Annotated in this window: 16 protein-coding genes; 9 read left to right on the forward strand and 7 right to left on the reverse strand. The window is 42.8% G+C overall.

All coding sequences use genetic code 11. The features are described from left to right. The 4 genes from FS736_RS21120 (at position 1) to coaW (ending at position 3,804) form a co-directional block, all read left to right on the forward strand. Positions 1-765: an ABC transporter ATP-binding protein gene (locus tag FS736_RS21120; RefSeq protein ID WP_144481061.1), complete on the forward strand. Its 765-nt coding sequence runs from the start codon at positions 1-3 to the stop codon at positions 763-765. Next, the gene (locus FS736_RS21125) at positions 758-1,465 is read left to right on the forward strand and encodes an ABC transporter ATP-binding protein (protein WP_144481063.1); all 708 of its coding nucleotides are present in this window, start codon (positions 758-760) and stop codon (positions 1,463-1,465) included. The genes FS736_RS21120 and FS736_RS21125 overlap by 8 nt, the downstream gene beginning before the upstream one ends. 90 nt (positions 1,466-1,555) lie before the next feature. Then, the gene (locus FS736_RS21130) at positions 1,556-2,755 is read left to right on the forward strand and encodes an ABC transporter substrate-binding protein (RefSeq protein ID WP_144481065.1); all 1,200 of its coding nucleotides are present in this window, start codon (positions 1,556-1,558) and stop codon (positions 2,753-2,755) included. 245 nt (positions 2,756-3,000) lie between these two features. Then, positions 3,001-3,804, forward strand: a complete 804-nt coding sequence (gene coaW / locus FS736_RS21135; RefSeq protein WP_144481067.1) for a type II pantothenate kinase — start codon at positions 3,001-3,003, stop codon at positions 3,802-3,804. Between the two features lie 47 nt (positions 3,805-3,851). Here the strand turns inward: coaW and FS736_RS21140 are convergent, their stop codons facing one another. The 5 genes from FS736_RS21140 to FS736_RS24515 form a co-directional block, all read right to left on the reverse strand. Continuing rightward, positions 3,852-4,874, reverse strand: coding sequence for an LLM class flavin-dependent oxidoreductase (locus FS736_RS21140; RefSeq protein ID WP_144481069.1), 1,023 nt, complete (start codon positions 4,872-4,874; stop codon positions 3,852-3,854). A 139-nt stretch (positions 4,875-5,013) separates the two neighbouring features. Continuing rightward, positions 5,014-6,333 (reverse strand): ammonium transporter, encoded by a 1,320-nt coding sequence (locus tag FS736_RS21145; RefSeq protein WP_144481071.1) that lies wholly within the window; start codon positions 6,331-6,333, stop codon positions 5,014-5,016. Positions 6,334-6,459: 126 nt separating this feature from the next. Next, a complete protein-coding gene (locus FS736_RS21150; RefSeq protein WP_144481145.1) occupies positions 6,460-6,783 on the reverse strand; it encodes a MerR family transcriptional regulator in 324 nt (107 codons plus the stop codon). A 75-nt stretch (positions 6,784-6,858) separates the two neighbouring features. Then, a complete protein-coding gene (locus FS736_RS21155) occupies positions 6,859-7,005 on the reverse strand; it encodes a Fur-regulated basic protein FbpA (RefSeq protein ID WP_144481073.1) in 147 nt (48 codons plus the stop codon). 12 nt (positions 7,006-7,017) lie between these two features. Further along, the gene (locus FS736_RS24515; RefSeq protein WP_186326884.1) at positions 7,018-7,161 is read right to left on the reverse strand and encodes a hypothetical protein; all 144 of its coding nucleotides are present in this window, start codon (positions 7,159-7,161) and stop codon (positions 7,018-7,020) included. A 168-nt stretch (positions 7,162-7,329) separates the two neighbouring features. On the opposite strand from FS736_RS24515, the gene FS736_RS21160 reads away from it, so the two are divergent. From FS736_RS21160 to FS736_RS21180, 5 genes are all read left to right on the forward strand, one after another. Further along, positions 7,330-8,196 carry a dimethylarginine dimethylaminohydrolase family protein gene (locus tag FS736_RS21160; protein WP_144481075.1) on the forward strand — a complete coding sequence of 289 codons (867 nt, stop codon included), beginning with the start codon at positions 7,330-7,332 and terminating at the stop codon, positions 8,194-8,196. 734 nt (positions 8,197-8,930) lie between these two features. Continuing rightward, the gene (locus FS736_RS21165) at positions 8,931-10,391 is read left to right on the forward strand and encodes an alanine/glycine:cation symporter family protein (RefSeq protein ID WP_144481077.1); all 1,461 of its coding nucleotides are present in this window, start codon (positions 8,931-8,933) and stop codon (positions 10,389-10,391) included. A 122-nt stretch (positions 10,392-10,513) separates the two neighbouring features. Beyond that, complete coding sequence (locus tag FS736_RS21170; RefSeq protein ID WP_144481079.1) at positions 10,514-11,428, forward strand: CBASS cGAMP-activated phospholipase; 915 nt, start codon at positions 10,514-10,516, stop codon at positions 11,426-11,428. A gap of 71 nt (positions 11,429-11,499) precedes the next feature. Next, positions 11,500-11,769 (forward strand): DUF1292 domain-containing protein, encoded by a 270-nt coding sequence (locus tag FS736_RS21175; protein WP_144481080.1) that lies wholly within the window; start codon positions 11,500-11,502, stop codon positions 11,767-11,769. 131 nt (positions 11,770-11,900) lie between these two features. Then, positions 11,901-12,170: a hypothetical protein gene (locus FS736_RS21180; protein ID WP_144481082.1), complete on the forward strand. Its 270-nt coding sequence runs from the start codon at positions 11,901-11,903 to the stop codon at positions 12,168-12,170. 19 nt (positions 12,171-12,189) lie between these two features. On the opposite strand, the gene FS736_RS21185 is transcribed toward FS736_RS21180, so the two are convergent. Continuing rightward, on the reverse strand, positions 12,190-14,250 hold the full coding sequence (locus FS736_RS21185; protein ID WP_144481084.1) for a metallophosphoesterase family protein: 2,061 nt from the start codon (positions 14,248-14,250) through the stop codon (positions 12,190-12,192). 99 nt (positions 14,251-14,349) lie between these two features. Continuing rightward, positions 14,350-15,495: a glycosyl hydrolase family 18 protein gene (locus tag FS736_RS21190; RefSeq protein ID WP_144481086.1), complete on the reverse strand. Its 1,146-nt coding sequence runs from the start codon at positions 15,493-15,495 to the stop codon at positions 14,350-14,352. Positions 15,496-15,613 lie beyond the last annotated feature (118 nt).

Below are 15,613 nucleotides of genomic sequence, written 5' to 3' on the forward strand. Positions count from 1 at the left end.
ATGTTCCTGGAAACGAAGAATTTAACGAAGAAATTTGGCGGTTTGACAGCTGTTAACGATGTTGATTTTTCGATCGAAAAAGGAAAAATCAATGCGATCATAGGACCGAATGGAGCTGGCAAGTCCACTTTTTTCAATCTCATCAGCGGCTTTCACCCTCCTACATCAGGCCATATTATTTTTAAAGGCAGGGACATTACCAATCTGCCGGCAAATAAAATTGCAGAACTGGGAATAGCACGTACCTTTCAAACTACCAATCTGTTTGAACAATCCACTGTCCTTGACAATGTGATCGTAGGACATCGATTGAGGACAAACTCCAATTTGCTCGATGCAGTGTTCAGGTCGAAAAGATTAAAGAAGGAAGAAGAGAAATGCCGGGAAAAGGCTTTTGAAGTAATAGAGTTTACAGGATTGGAAAAAGTGGCAAACAAACTTGTTGGAAGCCTCACGCAGGAAGAAAAAAAACGGACGGCATTTGCGCTGGCATTAGCAACAGATCCTGAAATTGTGTTCCTTGATGAGCCTGCAGCTGGTGTGAATCCTGATGAGACAGAGGGATTGGCTCTTTTGATGAAAAAAATGGCTGATAAAGGGATTACTGTCTGTTTGATTGAGCACAAAATGCAAATGATCATGAAGCTTGCGGATAAAATAATGGTCCTCAATTACGGAGAAAAAATCGCCGAGGGAAATGCAGAAGAAATCAGGAATAATCCTACTGTAATCAAGGCCTACCTGGGAGGGAGCGCCAGTGCTTAAACTGCGAGATGTTAAAGTGAATTATGGGAGCTACACAGCGGTAGACAAGGTGAACCTCGATGTCTCTAAAGGGGAAATCGTTGTCCTTCTGGGTGCCAATGGTGCCGGGAAAAGTACAATTTTCAAGACAATCAGCGGATTGAATAAAGTTTCTTCAGGAGACATTCTGTTTGAGGGAAAATCCCTGAACAAAACTACACCGGATAGAATCGTCCAATCAGGAATTGCCCAATGCGCGGAAGGCCGAAAGCTGTTTCCATCAATGACCATTCAGGAGAATTTGAGAATGGGCGCTTATGTCCATAGAAAGCATAAAAAAGGAATAAAGGAATCGATGAATCATGTGTTTGAACTGTTTCCGATCCTGGAAGAAAAACAGCATGATATGGCAGGTTCACTCAGCGGGGGGCAGCAGCAGATGCTTGCAATTGGGAGGGCGTTGATGGCAAAGCCAAAATTGCTGCTTCTTGATGAGCCGTCTATCGGACTTGCACCACTTATTGTTGAGCAAATGTTTGACGTGATCCAGACCATCAATCGGGAGGGAACGACAATCCTTCTGGCCGAACAAAATGCGAATGCTGCCTTGAAAATTGCAGATAAAGGCTATGTATTCCAAAACGGATCTGTAGTACTGGAAGGGACTTCTGATGAATTGTTTGCTAATGATGAAATAAAAAAGGCATATATCGGTGCCTAGAACTGCTTCTTTCTTTTGGGGAGGTGGTTGGCTAGCAGTACAAATATCAATTTCTGAATATTGAAAATTCAAACTCAAGGGGGAAAACGAATGAAAAAGTCCAAATTGCTGTTGGTCTTAAGTGTAATATTTGCCTTGATTTTCAGTCTAGCCGCTTGCAATAACTCAGAAAAAACAGATTCAGGAGGAAAGGGTTCTGAAGCAGCATCTGGTGAAGGGATAATCAATATTGGATATACTGGACCGCTGAGCGGACCTGCCGCGTTTTATGGAGAAAGGACATTGAACGGTGTCCAGATGGCAACTGAGGAAATCAACAATGCCGGCGGAATTGAAGTGAATGGCAAGAAGTATAAATTCAATGTTGTCTCCCTGGACGACAAGTATTTGCCTAATGAAGCCGGTGCGAATGCTAAAAGACTCATGCAGGAAAATAAGACACCCATCATTTTCACACCGCATAGCGGCGGCGTGGCTGCTTTGCAGGTGTTCAACCAGCAGGATAAATTCATTATTGGCGCATACACAAGTGAACCAAAGGTAACGGAAGTCGGGAATAAATTAACGGTGAGGATCCCTCCTCGTTATGATGGCTATCTTGAGCCATTCACGAATTATACGATGGAGAAGTTCGGCAAAAAAATCGCATTCCTGCCAACTTCATCTCAGTATGGAAAGGATTGGGCTGAAAAGCTGCAGCCTCACTGGGAAAAGTCAGGTGGTGAAGTGGTGTACAATTCATCAATCGACTTTGCCAAGGATACAGATTTCTTTACCATCATCACAAATGCACTAAAGGAAAAACCAGATGTACTTTTTATCGGCGGACCGTCTGAACCAACTGCAAAAGTCGCCAAGCAGGCCAGGGAACTTGGCTTCAAGGGTGGTTTTATCGTGATGGACCAGGCAAAGTTCGATGAAATGAAGAAGGTGACAGGTACGTATGACGTCCTAAACGGCGCAATCGGTGTCATGCCGCTGGTCAATTCCGAAAGTCCCGGCATTCCCGAGTTTGTAAAGAACTACAATGCAAAATACAAAGAGGATCCAGGCTCTGAAGCTGGCTTGAATTACATTGCCATGCATGTTTTCGCTGAAGCCATAAAAGCAGCAGGGTCTGTGGATGACCCCGAAAAAATCATGGCCCATATGCAGGATGGGCTGGATAACCTGCCAGAGGACAAAAAAGTTTATGTCATTCCAAAAATCGACCCAAATGGCGGATTTGAAGGTGAATTGATTGTTGCGGCAATTGAGGATGGAAAAATCGTCCCGATAAAAGCTGATTAATTTGCAGTAAGAAAAACAGATACTTTTACGGGATAGCCGGGTAGAGTAGAAACAGATACTGGTTTTGCTATTCTAACAGTCTATACTTTTTAAAAAAGTTCAATGCTGATGTTTACTGTGAGGAAGTAATGAATGATGGAAGCGGCAGTTCGGATGAACTGCCGCTTTTTCGTTGCTTTCATGTTTTCCGAAGACATACAATAAGAAATAAGAGTTCACCAACGATTCCTAAAAGGAGTGGTAGCATGAATAATAGCATCGGAATTGACGCGGGAGGATCACTTCTCAAAATTGCATATGAAGAAAATGGGAGATTGCATTTTCGAAAACAGCCTAATTCAGAAATGGATGGAGCATTACAGTGGCTGAAAATCATTTCATTAAATAAGACAATTTATCTGACAGGCGGAAAGGCAGGAACTATTAAAGCCAATTACTTCCCGGAGGCAAAGGTAGTAGATGAATTTTCGGCTGTATGCGAAGGCAGCAGGTACCTGAAAATGAAGGAAGCCATGTCTGTCAGTGATCCTTACATACTGGTCAACATCGGGACAGGCACTTCCTGGTTTACCATTGACGGGGAACAGTATGAGCGGGTTCTTGGCAGTGGAATTGGCGGCGGTACTTTTATGGGACTAGGTAAAATGTTTACTGAAGCTGATGCTTTTTCCGATCTGGTAAGTTTGGCTGCTGAGGGGGACAAGGGGAATGTTGACCTGCTCGTGAAGGATATTTATCATCCGGAAAAACCCCCGATTCATGGTGAATTAACAGCAAGCAATTTCGCGAAGTCACAAGGGATTACTTCAAGTTCTCCAGCCGACAAAATGGCTTCCCTTAACAATATGATTGCAGAAACGTTGACTCTTCTCACTGTCCAGGCTGCTAGTCTTCACAACATAAAGCAGGCTGTCTTTATCGGAAGTACTCTTGCAGGAAATCAACTCCTCCGGGAAAATCTGGAGACGTATTGTAAAATGTCTGGAATTGATCCGGTTTTTCTGGAACATGGTGAGTTCAGCGGGGCGATCGGGGCAATGCTCACATAGTGACAAAAGAGGAGAAGCCACTTTGGCTCCTCCTCTTTTGTTGAATTTTATCTGTTTCCTTTAAATACTTCAGAGACAATTTCAAAGGATTTCAATCTGGCTTTGTGATCAAAAATTTGTGCGTTGATGATCATTTCATCTGCCTGAGTTTCATCAAGGAATTCCTGAAGCTTGGTTTTAATGGTCTGCGGGCCGCCAACAATCGAGGAACCGATCCGGCTGTCCAGCAGCATTTTTTCATATTCGCTGACCTGGTTATTAAAATCTTTTACAGGCGGCAGCAGGGGACTAGGGTTATTCCTGAAAAGATTCAGGAATTGCTGCTGCATAGACGTGGCCAGAAAATCTGCTTCCTCATCCGTTTCGGCCGCAATCACATTTACGCCAACCATTGCATATGGCTGGTCTAATACTTCAGATGGCTGAAAATTCCTCCGGTATAGCTTGAGAGCTCCTAAAGTATTTTCGGGAGAGAAGTGGCTTGCGAATGAAAAAGGCAAGCCGAGTTGTCCTGCAAGCTGCGCGCTATAGCCACTTGATCCCAACAGCCAGATTGGAATGTTCAATCCCTCACCTGGAATGGCACGGACACTTCGAAATTGTGAATCAAGTTCCGGGTTGAAGTATGCTCGAAGTTCATCCAATTGCTCAGGAAAGTCCTGGCCATCACTGCGTCGTTCGCGCCTTAAAGCATAGGCTGTCACCTGGTCGGTTCCAGGCGCGCGTCCGAGTCCGAGGTCAATCCGGCCCGGGAAGAGAGATTCAAGGGTCCCGAATTGTTCAGCAATTACTAGCGGAGCATGGTTTGGCAGCATGATACCGCCGGAGCCAACCCTGATCGTGGATGTTCCTGCTGCCACATGTCCGATGACCACCGAAGTCGCAGAACTGGCAATTCCAGGCATATTATGATGTTCTGCCAGCCAGTAGCGGCGATATCCCCACTGTTCCGCATGCCTGGCAAGATCAAGCGTATTTTGAAGTGAATCTGAAGCTGTGCCTCCTTGAATGATTGGAGCAAGATCAAGCACAGAAAATTTAATATCGTTTAAACGTTTGCCGTCCGTCATAATTGCATCTTCCTTTATTGAATGATATTAACAGCCAGGAATAGCTTTTAACCATCCCCAGCGATTATACAATTCAATAGTAACAATTATCTTTCGGTAATCAAAATAAAATGGTTTGAATCGACAGTTAGCCTGGCAGTTAATTAATGGAAGGCCGCTGGGTTACAAGGGAAGGATTTTCACTCCTGTGAGCGCTGCTGGATTCTCTAATGCTTGCTTCGATATTGACAAACTCCGGGTATCCGTAATTACCATGTTCACTGATGTCCAGTCCAATATTTTCTTCCTCTTCTGTAACTCGCAAGCCATTCATCGCGGTTTTCATTCCCAATAAAATGAGATAGGAAACAATGAAAGCAAAAGCACCCGAAACCAAAACCCCCAGTGCCTGCACACCCAGCTGGTCAAAACCTCCGCCATAAAATAAACCGGGTTTTCCGACGGTCGCCAATTCTGGAGTTGCGAAGAATCCAGTCGATAAGGTACCCCAAACTCCTGCTGCCCCGTGAACGGATAAAGCAAATATAGGGTCATCGATTTTTTTGCTTTCAAAAAACCTGATGCTGTAGAAGACGAGAATTCCGGCAACCAATCCAATCACAACTGCTGCCCAGGTATCAACAAAGGCACAGGAAGCGGTGATTGCGACAAGGCCGGCAAGTGTTCCATTCAGCATCATCGGGATATCAGCCTTTCCCATTACGATCCACGAAATAGCAAGTGCAGCAATGGTACCAGCCGCGGCTGCAAGATTAGTGTTCAGTGCCACGAATCCGAAAAATGCACCATCTACCGAAACCGTGCTGCCTGCATTGAAACCAAACCAGCCCACCCAAAGGAAGAGTACACTCAAGGCGGTGAATACGAGGTTATGGCCTTCAATTTTATTGGCCGAACCATCTTGATTATATTTGCCTATACGAGGTTTCAGCAGGAGTGTAGCTGCCAGTGCGGCCATAGCACCTGTCAGGTGAACGACTGTCGAACCGGCAAAATCCTGTTTCCCATGCTCCGCAAGCCAGCCGCCACCCCAAATCCAGTGTGCAATAAACGGATAAACCAGGACGGAAAATAAAAGTGCGAAAACAACATATACAGATAATTTCGCTCTTTCAGCAAACCCGCCAAAAGCAATCGTGATCGAAATGCCTGCGAAAGCCAGTTGAAATAGGAAGAAGACGGATCCTGAAAGGCCAAGCCCTTCAACATCATAGCCTGAATAAAAGAAATCCGAGAATCCTAAAATCGAATTTCCTTCACCGAAAATCAATCCATATCCTACAGCCCAGAAAACAATGGAGGAGATGCCGAATGTTAAAATCGTTTTACCTGCGATATGTCCAGCATTTTTCATCCTTGTTGAACCTGTTTCAAGTAAAATGAAACCCCCAATCATCAAAATAACCAATACTGCAGAAATCATGACCCATAAACTATTCAATAAAAAAACAGTATCCATTTGCTCAACTCCCTTAATAGTGATGTTTTATGTATTTTGTCATTTAATTCAGAATGAAACCACGTTTATGTCAGGTAACCTCACATGGTTTTTGAGACAAAAAAAAACCTTCTTTTACGAAGGTCATCATTTTTTTCGTATACCAAATCGGGCATTTATTTGTCCCTGGATCATTTTCTTATGTTCTTCTGCTTCATTTCGTTTCTTTTGCTTCACCATTTCCTGCCTGATTTCATACGTCTGTACGCCGTCTTCAATTTTATTGGCTATCTCTACCAATAATTCTACATCTGAAAACGAATATCTTCTGCTCCCGCCTGGAGTTCGATCAGGGAAAACTAATTTTCTTTCTTCATAATATCTTATTTGCCGTTCTGAAAGTCCAGTTAGTTCACTAACAATCCCGATTGTAATGACTTTTTTGTCTTTATAGGAGGAATCGGCAGCCAGGAGGATCACCACACTTCTTTTTTATGTTATATTTTCTCACATGATTTGATGTTTTGTAAATAAAAACTCGAAGAACTAACGCCCAGTTGTTAAATTTTTCAGTTCTGTCAGTGTTAATTTCTTTAATTCATTTTCAGTATCATTCGAAAGCCCTGTTTTAATCAAATGCTGGATATAATGGTCTTTCAGTTTATCAACAGCTGTCCGTAAATGTAATGACACAGAGAAACCCCCTTAAAAATAGTCATTTTGAACTTCACGCAGGATTTCTAAAGCCCGCATGCCTTCTTTTTTCAAAAGCTGCTCATACAGTTCATCGCGAAAAAGATCAACCATGACAATCAATTGCGCCAAACCCATTTCCTTCTGTCCGTCCATAGAAATCTCCTCATTTCTTTTAATTAATTTGATTCATCTTAACGAATAACTTTTGTGCAGTCATTAAGTTCGGAAGGATATCTGACAGGGATTTTAACGGCATAAGTAATGAATTGCGTGCGAACCGGAAAACCTATAATGATGATTTGTCCATAAGGAGGAGTAGTGATGGAACAGAATACGCAGCCAAATAATAGAGGGTATATCATTAATGAATATGATGTACTTAAGAAAGTCATTCTTTGCCAGCCACAATATATGACCATCCGCGATGTCATAAATGAAACCCAAAAACATTTTAAGGATGAAGGCATACATATCGAAGTTGCCTTGGAGCAGCATCATGAATTTGTGAATACATTAAAGAATTACGGCGTAGAGGTCATCCTGCTCCCGTACCATAAAAAATTCCCGGAGCAAGTCTTCACAAGGGACATCGGATTTACACTTGGTGAAACTATTTTTGTAGCAGATATGGCCAGCGACGTCCGAAAGGGTGAGGAGGATGTCTTGAAACAGTGGCTAGAGGATGAAGAGATCTCCTATTATAATCTCCTGGGTGATCAGATCGAAGGTGGCGATGTAGTCATTGACCAGGACACCGTATATGTGGGCTTGAGCAATCGGACCAACCAGCAGGCGGCGGATCACCTTAAGGGATTGCTCCCGAACTTAAACGTGCGAGCTATTTCCTTCAAAGCTGAGTACCTTCATCTTGATTGTGTTTTCAACGTCGTCTCACCTGAAGTAGCATTGATTTATCGCCCAGCATTGACAGACGAAGACATTGAACTATTCAGCTCCCGTTATGACCTGATTGATGTCAGCGAAGAGGAACAATTTACACTTGGGACCAATGTCCTGAGCATTGGAAACAAACGGATCCTCAGTCTGCCTGTGAATAAAGGCGTGAATGAGCAACTCAGGGGTAAAGGATTCGAAATAATCGAAGTCGATATTACTGAGATTATTAAATCCGGAGGCTCATTTCGCTGCTGCTCATTGCCCATTTTACGTGAGAGGAATGTACATTAGTATTAATCCCCTAAGTTATGTTATGAGAAAATCACTCTGAAGCAGGTGGCAATCGTCATTTGCTTTTTTCATTTAAAAAAGGTAACTTCGGACAGCTTTGGGGATTGCATGCGAAAGTTGTTCGAACTCAGACTACTTCGGACAACTTTTGTGGTCGCAGGTGAAAAGCTGTCCGAACCTGAAGCTACTTCGGACAGCTTTCGTCGTCGCAGGGGAAAAGCTAGCCGAACTCGAGGCTACTTTGGACAGCTTTCGTGGTCACAGGTGAAAAGCTGTCCAAACTCCGGGCTACTTCGGACAACTTTTGTGGTCGCAGGTGAAAAGCTGTCCGAACTCGGAGCTACTTAGGACAACTTTGGTGCTCGCAAACCAAAAGCTGTCCGAACCGGGAACTACTTCGGACAGCTTTCGTCGTCGCCGGGGAAAAGCTGTCCGAACTCGGGGCTACTTCGGCCAGCTTTCATGCACGAAGATGAAAAGTTGTCCGAACTAAAGGTAACTTAAGATAACTATTATACCCGCAGATAAAAAGTTGACTAAATCGAACAACTGTCCAACCCAACTTGCTCCATATTTTTGTTTTTGTGATAACTACTGCAAACGCTGTCAAATACTGTATTTATAACAGACCAAAAAATAGTTTGCTGTTAAACATCAGTTTTTGATTGTCCTTTGTGCCCAATTATCTTATAATTCAAAATAGAAAGAAATCAAACAAGTAAAGGGGGATTCATTTGGAAGCTTTTGTTTCTTGGCTCAATGGGATTTTGTGGAGCAACCCGGTCATTTATATCATTTTGGGAATTGGCCTGGTGTTCTCCATCCTGACACGTTTTTTACAAGTAAGACTCTTGAAGGACATGGTTACACTTATGTTCAAAGGGAGAAGTTCCGATGCGGGCGTTTCATCTTTTCAGGCCTTATCTATCGCTTTATCCGGCCGTGTAGGAACTGGTAACATCGCTGGTACTGCTACTGCAATTGCAATGGGTGGACCTGGTGCGGTTTTCTGGATGTGGACAATTGCGTTTATCGGGGCGAGCAGCGCTTTTGTTGAATCTACATTAGCCCAGATTTATAAGGTTAAGCAAGATGGTCTTTATCGAGGCGGTCCTGCTTATTACATCGAGAAAGGTCTTGGCATCAAATGGTTTGCGATTGTGTTTTCTGTTGCGGCCTTGCTTGCAATGGCTCTTTTAATGCCAGGAATTCAGTCAAACTCGATTGCTCTTGGACTTGAGAATGCTTTTGGTGTCAGCAAATCAGTTTCTGGTTTAGTTATCATCGCTCTTTTGGGTTTTATCATTTTTGGCGGCGTTAAAAGGATCGCTACGGTGGCCCAATATACTGTTCCATTTATGGCGATCGGGTACATTCTTGTAGCTCTTGTCATTATTGGAATGAATATAACTGAAGTTCCTGCTGTTTTCGCTTTGATTTTCAAGAGTGCTTTCGGTGCTGACTCCATTTTTGGCGGTATTTTGGGCAGCGCGATTGCCTGGGGTGTAAAACGGGGTATTTATTCCAATGAAGCTGGACAGGGTACAGGTCCTCACGCAGCTGCTGCAGCTGAGGTTTCCCACCCGGCAAAACAGGGTCTTGTCCAGGCATTTTCAGTTTACATCGATACCTTATTTGTTTGTTCAGCTACAGCCTTTATGATCCTGTTCACAGGAATGTTCAACACTGTTGGCGCTGACGGTTCATTCATCGTCGAAAACTTGAAAGGTGTAGAGTCAGGGCCAGGATATACACAGGCTGCTGTTGATGCTGTTCTACCTGGATTCGGTGCAGAATTTGTTGCTGTAGCGCTATTCTTCTTCGCTTTCACAACAATCATGGCCTATTATTATATGGCTGAAACAAACATCGCTTATCTTCTCAGAGGAAGAAATGGCAAGGTTCCGATGTTTGTCCTTAAAGTCGTCATCCTTGGAGCAACTTTCTACGGTGCCGTTAAAGAAGCGTCACTTGCATGGGCGCTTGGAGATGCTGGTCTCGGATTGATGGTATGGCTCAACCTGATTGCCATCGTCCTGCTTGCGAAGCCGGCACTGATTGCTTTGAAGGACTATGAGGAACAGAAAAAGCAAGGGCTTGATCCGGTCTTCAATTCCAAAAAGCTCGGTATCAAGAATGCAGAGTATTGGGAAGAAGAATATTCCTTCAACCATGAAAAAGAAAAAGTATCATAAGACTGATTTTGTGAAGAGCTGCCTGATCAATGGCAGCTCTTCTTTCAGTCTATCCGGTTTATTCATATTGTTTTGGTGGAATGGGAAGGATGATAGTATCAAGGATGTAGCGGGTGACTATCATGAAATTGTTATGCATTGACGGTGGCGGTATTAGAGGTGTATTCCCGATTGCCATCCTGAAGGCTATTGAAGAAGAATTCGGCAAGCCTGTTGGCCAGCTGTTTGATGTGATCTCGGGCACCAGCACAGGGGCCATCATTGCCGCTTCAGTTGCTTTGAATACATCAATGGGAGAGTTGATGGAAAGGTACGAGATTTATGGGGAAAAGATTTTCGTCAAAAAATCAAAGGTAGGCCTTTTTAAAAGTGTATACAGTGACCGTTATTTAAGGAGGCTGTTGAAGCATGCCTTCAAAGACCTTACCCTTGGAGAAATCCAAAAGCCTTTGTTGATTCCTGCTGTTGATATCACCCATGGAAAACCCTATGTCCATCGAACAGACTTTGGTTATTCATCGGAAAATGAACTTTCAATCAAGCTATGGGATGCTGTTCTTTCATCTTGTTCGGCGCCTATCTATTTTCCTCCAAACAATGTTAACAATCAATACTTATCGATTGATGGGGGATTGTGGGCAAATAATCCATCATTGGTTTGTGTGACTGAGGCATTACATCATTTTAAAATCGATCTGGAGGAAATACATATCCTCTCGATCGGGACAGGCCAGCAGAACATCGACTTTACGATGGAGGAGAATAAATACTGGGGAATCCGTCAGTGGCTGCCATTCCAGTTTCCATCCTTTAAGGTAACACCTAAGCTCTTGGATCTGGCAATGGACTTATCCTCTGAATCCGTTTCCTATCACTGCAGGCTTTTGCTGCGTGACCATTATCTCCGCTTAAATACAGAGTTGTCTGAGGAAGTGCCTTTTGATGATTTTACTTATACGGAAAAATTAAAGGAACTGGGAAAGCAGGTATTTGAGTCAAACAAAGGGCAAATCACAGCCTTTCTTTTTGAGAATTAGACCATTTGTTTTACAGAATGAGCCATCCTTCATTGGGTATACTATTTTTACAATTTAGAGGAGGAACCATAATGGAAAAAATTGAAGTTGGTGAAGTTTTTACAATTAGCGACGAAAGCGATATCGAGCAGGAGGTCGAAGTAATCGGTACGTTGAACATAGACGGATCTGATTATGCAGCTGTAAGCTTTGTTGACGACCTGCAAACGGAATCTGACGAAGACATTGATATCTTTTTTCTCAAGCTCGACGAAGATGGAGATTTTGCTGCCATCGAATCTGATGAGGAATTCGAAAAGGTTTCTGCAGCTTTTGATGAAATGATGAATGAAGAAGAATAACGGGGAGGAGGGGAGGTTAAGCTCCTCTCCTTTTTTGGTATATATACATAGGAAGTACGTTCGTAAAAAAGTTGTAAATAGAAGGAAATCATTCGCGTCTGTCGAATTGATTTTTAAAGGAGTTGATACAATTGGATAGCGTCATCCTCGTAACCTTTAAAATCAAGGGAATACCGATTCCTATCAAAATAGCATCTACAAATGAACCAAGCAGAGAGCAAATCCTCAAAAAGATCACTGATTTGGCCAAGGGATATGATTTATCGGGCGAAATTCAATTCAAGAAGCTCCTAAAAGAGCACGGCCACAAAATGTATATATATGAAATTGGGGATAAAAAATGCATGGTGCTGGTAGAGCGGCTAGAGAAGATAAAAGAGTTTGAAGAAATAGGTTCATAGCACGCTAATACAATCGGTTTTACAATAAATTTTCATCATTCGATATCGGTTCCGCAGCCATAAGCAAGGTATTCTCAGGTAACGCTTTATCAAAATGAAGATAGCCAATTGAGTTTTTTGTTTCGGCAATGCTGCCGTCTTGGAATGAGTAGTAGTTAATCGTTTCTTCCCATAGATTTTGCTTCGGGATTTCTGTTTTATCTTTGGTAAGGGTCATGCTGTAGGTCTCACTGCAGCTGCGGTAAAGCGATTGTTCCTTTCGTTTTTGAGCGTTGAGCCACAGTACCGACTTCATTAAAATACCCCATATCCCAGTAAAACTTTCATTATGGACGGGGCTGCTCGTAAACTGATAGAAAGAATGTATTTTACCATCGTTAAGCTTGACTTCTGATTTTACCGATGAAGAGAAGTGGACATCCCCAGACAGTAAAATGACGCAACTTGGGTCCCAGCTGGAAACTTGTGAAAGGAATGCATGAAATCCTTTGCCGTTATACTTCCATCCATCAAAATCAAATGACGTCTGTACTGGGAATCCTAATACTTTGAAAGGATATACATATTTATGGAGGAAGGATTCAATTAGTCCCATTCCATAAACAGGAGTTGGGGAGACAATATTCAAAGGAGTACGCTTATTCCACCCGCTACTAAGGAGTTTTTCGGTCGTGCTTTGCCAGCCTTTTTCAGAAATCAGCAAAGGTGTCCTGGTTGTCTCCTCCATCAAACTTCCAAGCTGAACCGCTCTGGGCCTTGGATCGAAACCACGCTGTGTACGCGTATCAAGGAAAACAGTTTTAGGAACAGTTGGAGCAATGAAGTGCCAGGAGTGATAGTCCCATAAAAAATCCAGTCCTACTTTATAATCCTGTGATTCCATGTTTCCAGACTCGAGATACTTTTCGATTTTATTACGGAAAGTTGTGTCAAAGCTTTTAGGGTCGTTGCCCCAGCCCTGGAACAGCCAATAAGCCGCCAATCCGTTGCCAATGATATATTTGCCCAGCGGTGAATTCCTGGCCGTCGCCGTCCACTTTTCGGATATATTCCAATCATCCGTTACATCATGGTCATCAAAGATCATGTAGGTTGGTATGTTCGCCATCAATCTTCTGGTCGCTGATATAGATACAATGAATTCCCTGATCTGTTCCATTTGTTCCTCATATCTGGCTTCCAGCCTGGAAAGCTCCTTTTCCCGCTTTTTCGGTTCACCCTCGAATTTCAAGTAAAGCTTTTTATTATCAATAATTTGCCTGAAGGATTGGATTAGATCGTTTTCCTGGATGAATTCCCAGATTTCCGGGCTCCAGCTGATTAAATACATTGCTGCATATTCTCCGAATGTGATTAAATGGTTATCACCTTTTCCGGTTGAAAAGTTTGACAGATGTTCAATCAGGAATTGCCGTGCATTTACCTTAGAAAGCCGGGAATGCAAAACATGAGGAATCAAATCGGATAATTTACTATCATCACGATGACCGACTAATTCGGATGAAAGTACCGATAGAATCGGGAATAGCGGGTCCGCAACATCATCGGCATAAATCTGGTCACCCATAAAAAATAATCCATTGGGCCTTTGTGAATGATCCAGATGTTTTTCCTCCACAAGGAAGTCTGCTGAAATCAAAGCATCTTCGCCAACGCCATGGGGCTTTCGGCAGGAGCCATAAAGCAAATTTGTCGGCAGGCTTTCATGATCGATATAAAATGCTGGATACTTCAGATTCCCGTATACAATTGATCGGCTATGTTCCTTGGTAAGAAGGCCATAGTTTCCCAGATCACGGACCATCGCGTCTTTTTTAAAAAATAAGTTATAGCCAAGGAGAGTGCAGGAAGGGAAAGGAGTCCTTCTCGGTGAAATCTTAATCAGGTAAATATATAACTGCTCGCCAGCTTTGAAAGTTTTTGTCTCGGTATTGATATCCAAAGGGATATAGGTATCCTGATTGATTTGAAATAATTGAGCGTCCATCTTGATTTGGCGGCTCAAAGCAATCCAAATGTAAAGGGATGTTGGTTCAACCCTCCTGAGGATTGGGCCAGACAAAATAAATGGTAACTTCATCGCTTGCACCACCGTTCAGTTCTTTACTGCTACCTTATTCAAGCAGGTTCAGAACGGTGTCCAACAGCCTAAAGCAAAAAAAGCCCTTTTAAGGCTTTTTCACTTTCTTGTATAATAACGAGCGTCTTGATGCTCCAATAATTCATTAGCAATCAGTTTGGCTGCACTTTGATTTCCGGGGGCATCAAGTCCTGCTTCCCAGAGCATCATACCGCCCAACTGCTCAGAAAGCGCGAGTTCTGTCTTCTTTTTCAAAGTGGAATGCCCATTATAATGGTATGTGATTCCATTTATATTGACCTGATCCTTGCCCGGATTCTCAAGGGCATGATCAATTAGTGCTTCATATGAGATTTGCTTTGCCGAAGGGTCTTCAGGCTGTGCATAAAGAGGGACTCCAAGAACAAGTTTCTCTCTGGAAAAGCCATGTGAATCAAATAAAGAGGTCCAATAGTTTACTATATTTGCGGAATAGGTGAAAGGTGATAGATTCGCTGCGTTGTACTCTCCATCCCACTGACCATCATATGCCATCAAATTGACATGGTCAAAGTATCCGAACATCTCGGGCTCAAAGACAACAGAGTGAATTTCAGTCCCTGTAACGCTGTGCACTTTGGCGTTTACAGCGATTGAAAGTTCTTTGCCCATCGGTTTTAGCTGTGCACTCAAATCTTTAGAGAACTCAGCAAGATATCGGGCATCATCTGCTGATCTGGGATGCTCAAAGTCGATGTCAATTCCATCGAGATTCTCTCTTTCTGCAAAACTAACAAGCTCGTGTACTAGTTTTTCTCTTGAAGCCGGAGTTGAAATGGCCGCCTTAAAATAATCGTAAGATTCTCCGCCATTGATATGGTACCAGCCACCAATGGCCAGGATGACTTTTGTCTCGTGCTTACTTGCATTGTCCACGATTGCCCTCAAATTTTTGATTGCCTGATCTCCATTTAATAAAATCCTGCCATCAGCAGTTGGGTGAGCAAACGAAAATATGACATGGGTCAGGCTTTGGTAATCGATTTCAGCAGGATTACGGAAGTCCTGAACATATCCGATCAATACCTTTGCGTCCTGTCTTTTCTCAGGTGTTTTTTTCACAGCGGCTGTTTTGGACGACAATGTGACAGGAGAACTGGACGCTTTCTCGTTGTTTTGTTGTTTATTGGCAAATATAGCGCCTGATAAAAACCCTCCTATGAAGGTTATCATGATAATCAATATGGACAGGGAACGTTTTCTCATTTAGGAATCCTCCTGGGTTTTGTCAACTTTAAAATTGTAACAGAGAAAGCGTCATTGATGCTGTGGTAATATCAGGCTAAATACATAAATATCAAACGTATAGATTAGTAAATGTGTT

Origin of the sequence: Cytobacillus oceanisediminis 2691, assembly GCF_007678455.1 — a bacterium.
Lineage (GTDB): Bacteria > Bacillota > Bacilli > Bacillales > Cytobacillaceae > Mesobacillus > Mesobacillus oceanisediminis_A.

What these genes read in the sequence shown, in the direction of transcription:
- coaW (WP_144481067.1), top strand. Translation starts at nt 3,001, where the DNA reads ATGAATAATAGCATCGGAATTGACGCGGGAGGATCACTTCTCAAAATT.
- FS736_RS21120 (WP_144481061.1), top strand. Translation starts at nt 1, where the DNA reads ATGTTCCTGGAAACGAAGAATTTAACGAAGAAATTTGGCGGTTTGACA.
- FS736_RS24515 (WP_186326884.1), bottom strand. Translation starts at nt 7,161, where the DNA reads ATGGACGGACAGAAGGAAATGGGTTTGGCGCAATTGATTGTCATGGTT.
- FS736_RS21130 (WP_144481065.1), top strand. Translation starts at nt 1,556, where the DNA reads ATGAAAAAGTCCAAATTGCTGTTGGTCTTAAGTGTAATATTTGCCTTG.
- FS736_RS21190 (WP_144481086.1), bottom strand. Translation starts at nt 15,495, where the DNA reads ATGAGAAAACGTTCCCTGTCCATATTGATTATCATGATAACCTTCATA.
- FS736_RS21140 (WP_144481069.1), bottom strand. Translation starts at nt 4,874, where the DNA reads ATGACGGACGGCAAACGTTTAAACGATATTAAATTTTCTGTGCTTGAT.
- FS736_RS21185 (WP_144481084.1), bottom strand. Translation starts at nt 14,250, where the DNA reads ATGAAGTTACCATTTATTTTGTCTGGCCCAATCCTCAGGAGGGTTGAA.
- FS736_RS21175 (WP_144481080.1), top strand. Translation starts at nt 11,500, where the DNA reads ATGGAAAAAATTGAAGTTGGTGAAGTTTTTACAATTAGCGACGAAAGC.
- FS736_RS21170 (WP_144481079.1), top strand. Translation starts at nt 10,514, where the DNA reads ATGAAATTGTTATGCATTGACGGTGGCGGTATTAGAGGTGTATTCCCG.
- FS736_RS21160 (WP_144481075.1), top strand. Translation starts at nt 7,330, where the DNA reads ATGGAACAGAATACGCAGCCAAATAATAGAGGGTATATCATTAATGAA.
- FS736_RS21145 (WP_144481071.1), bottom strand. Translation starts at nt 6,333, where the DNA reads ATGGATACTGTTTTTTTATTGAATAGTTTATGGGTCATGATTTCTGCA.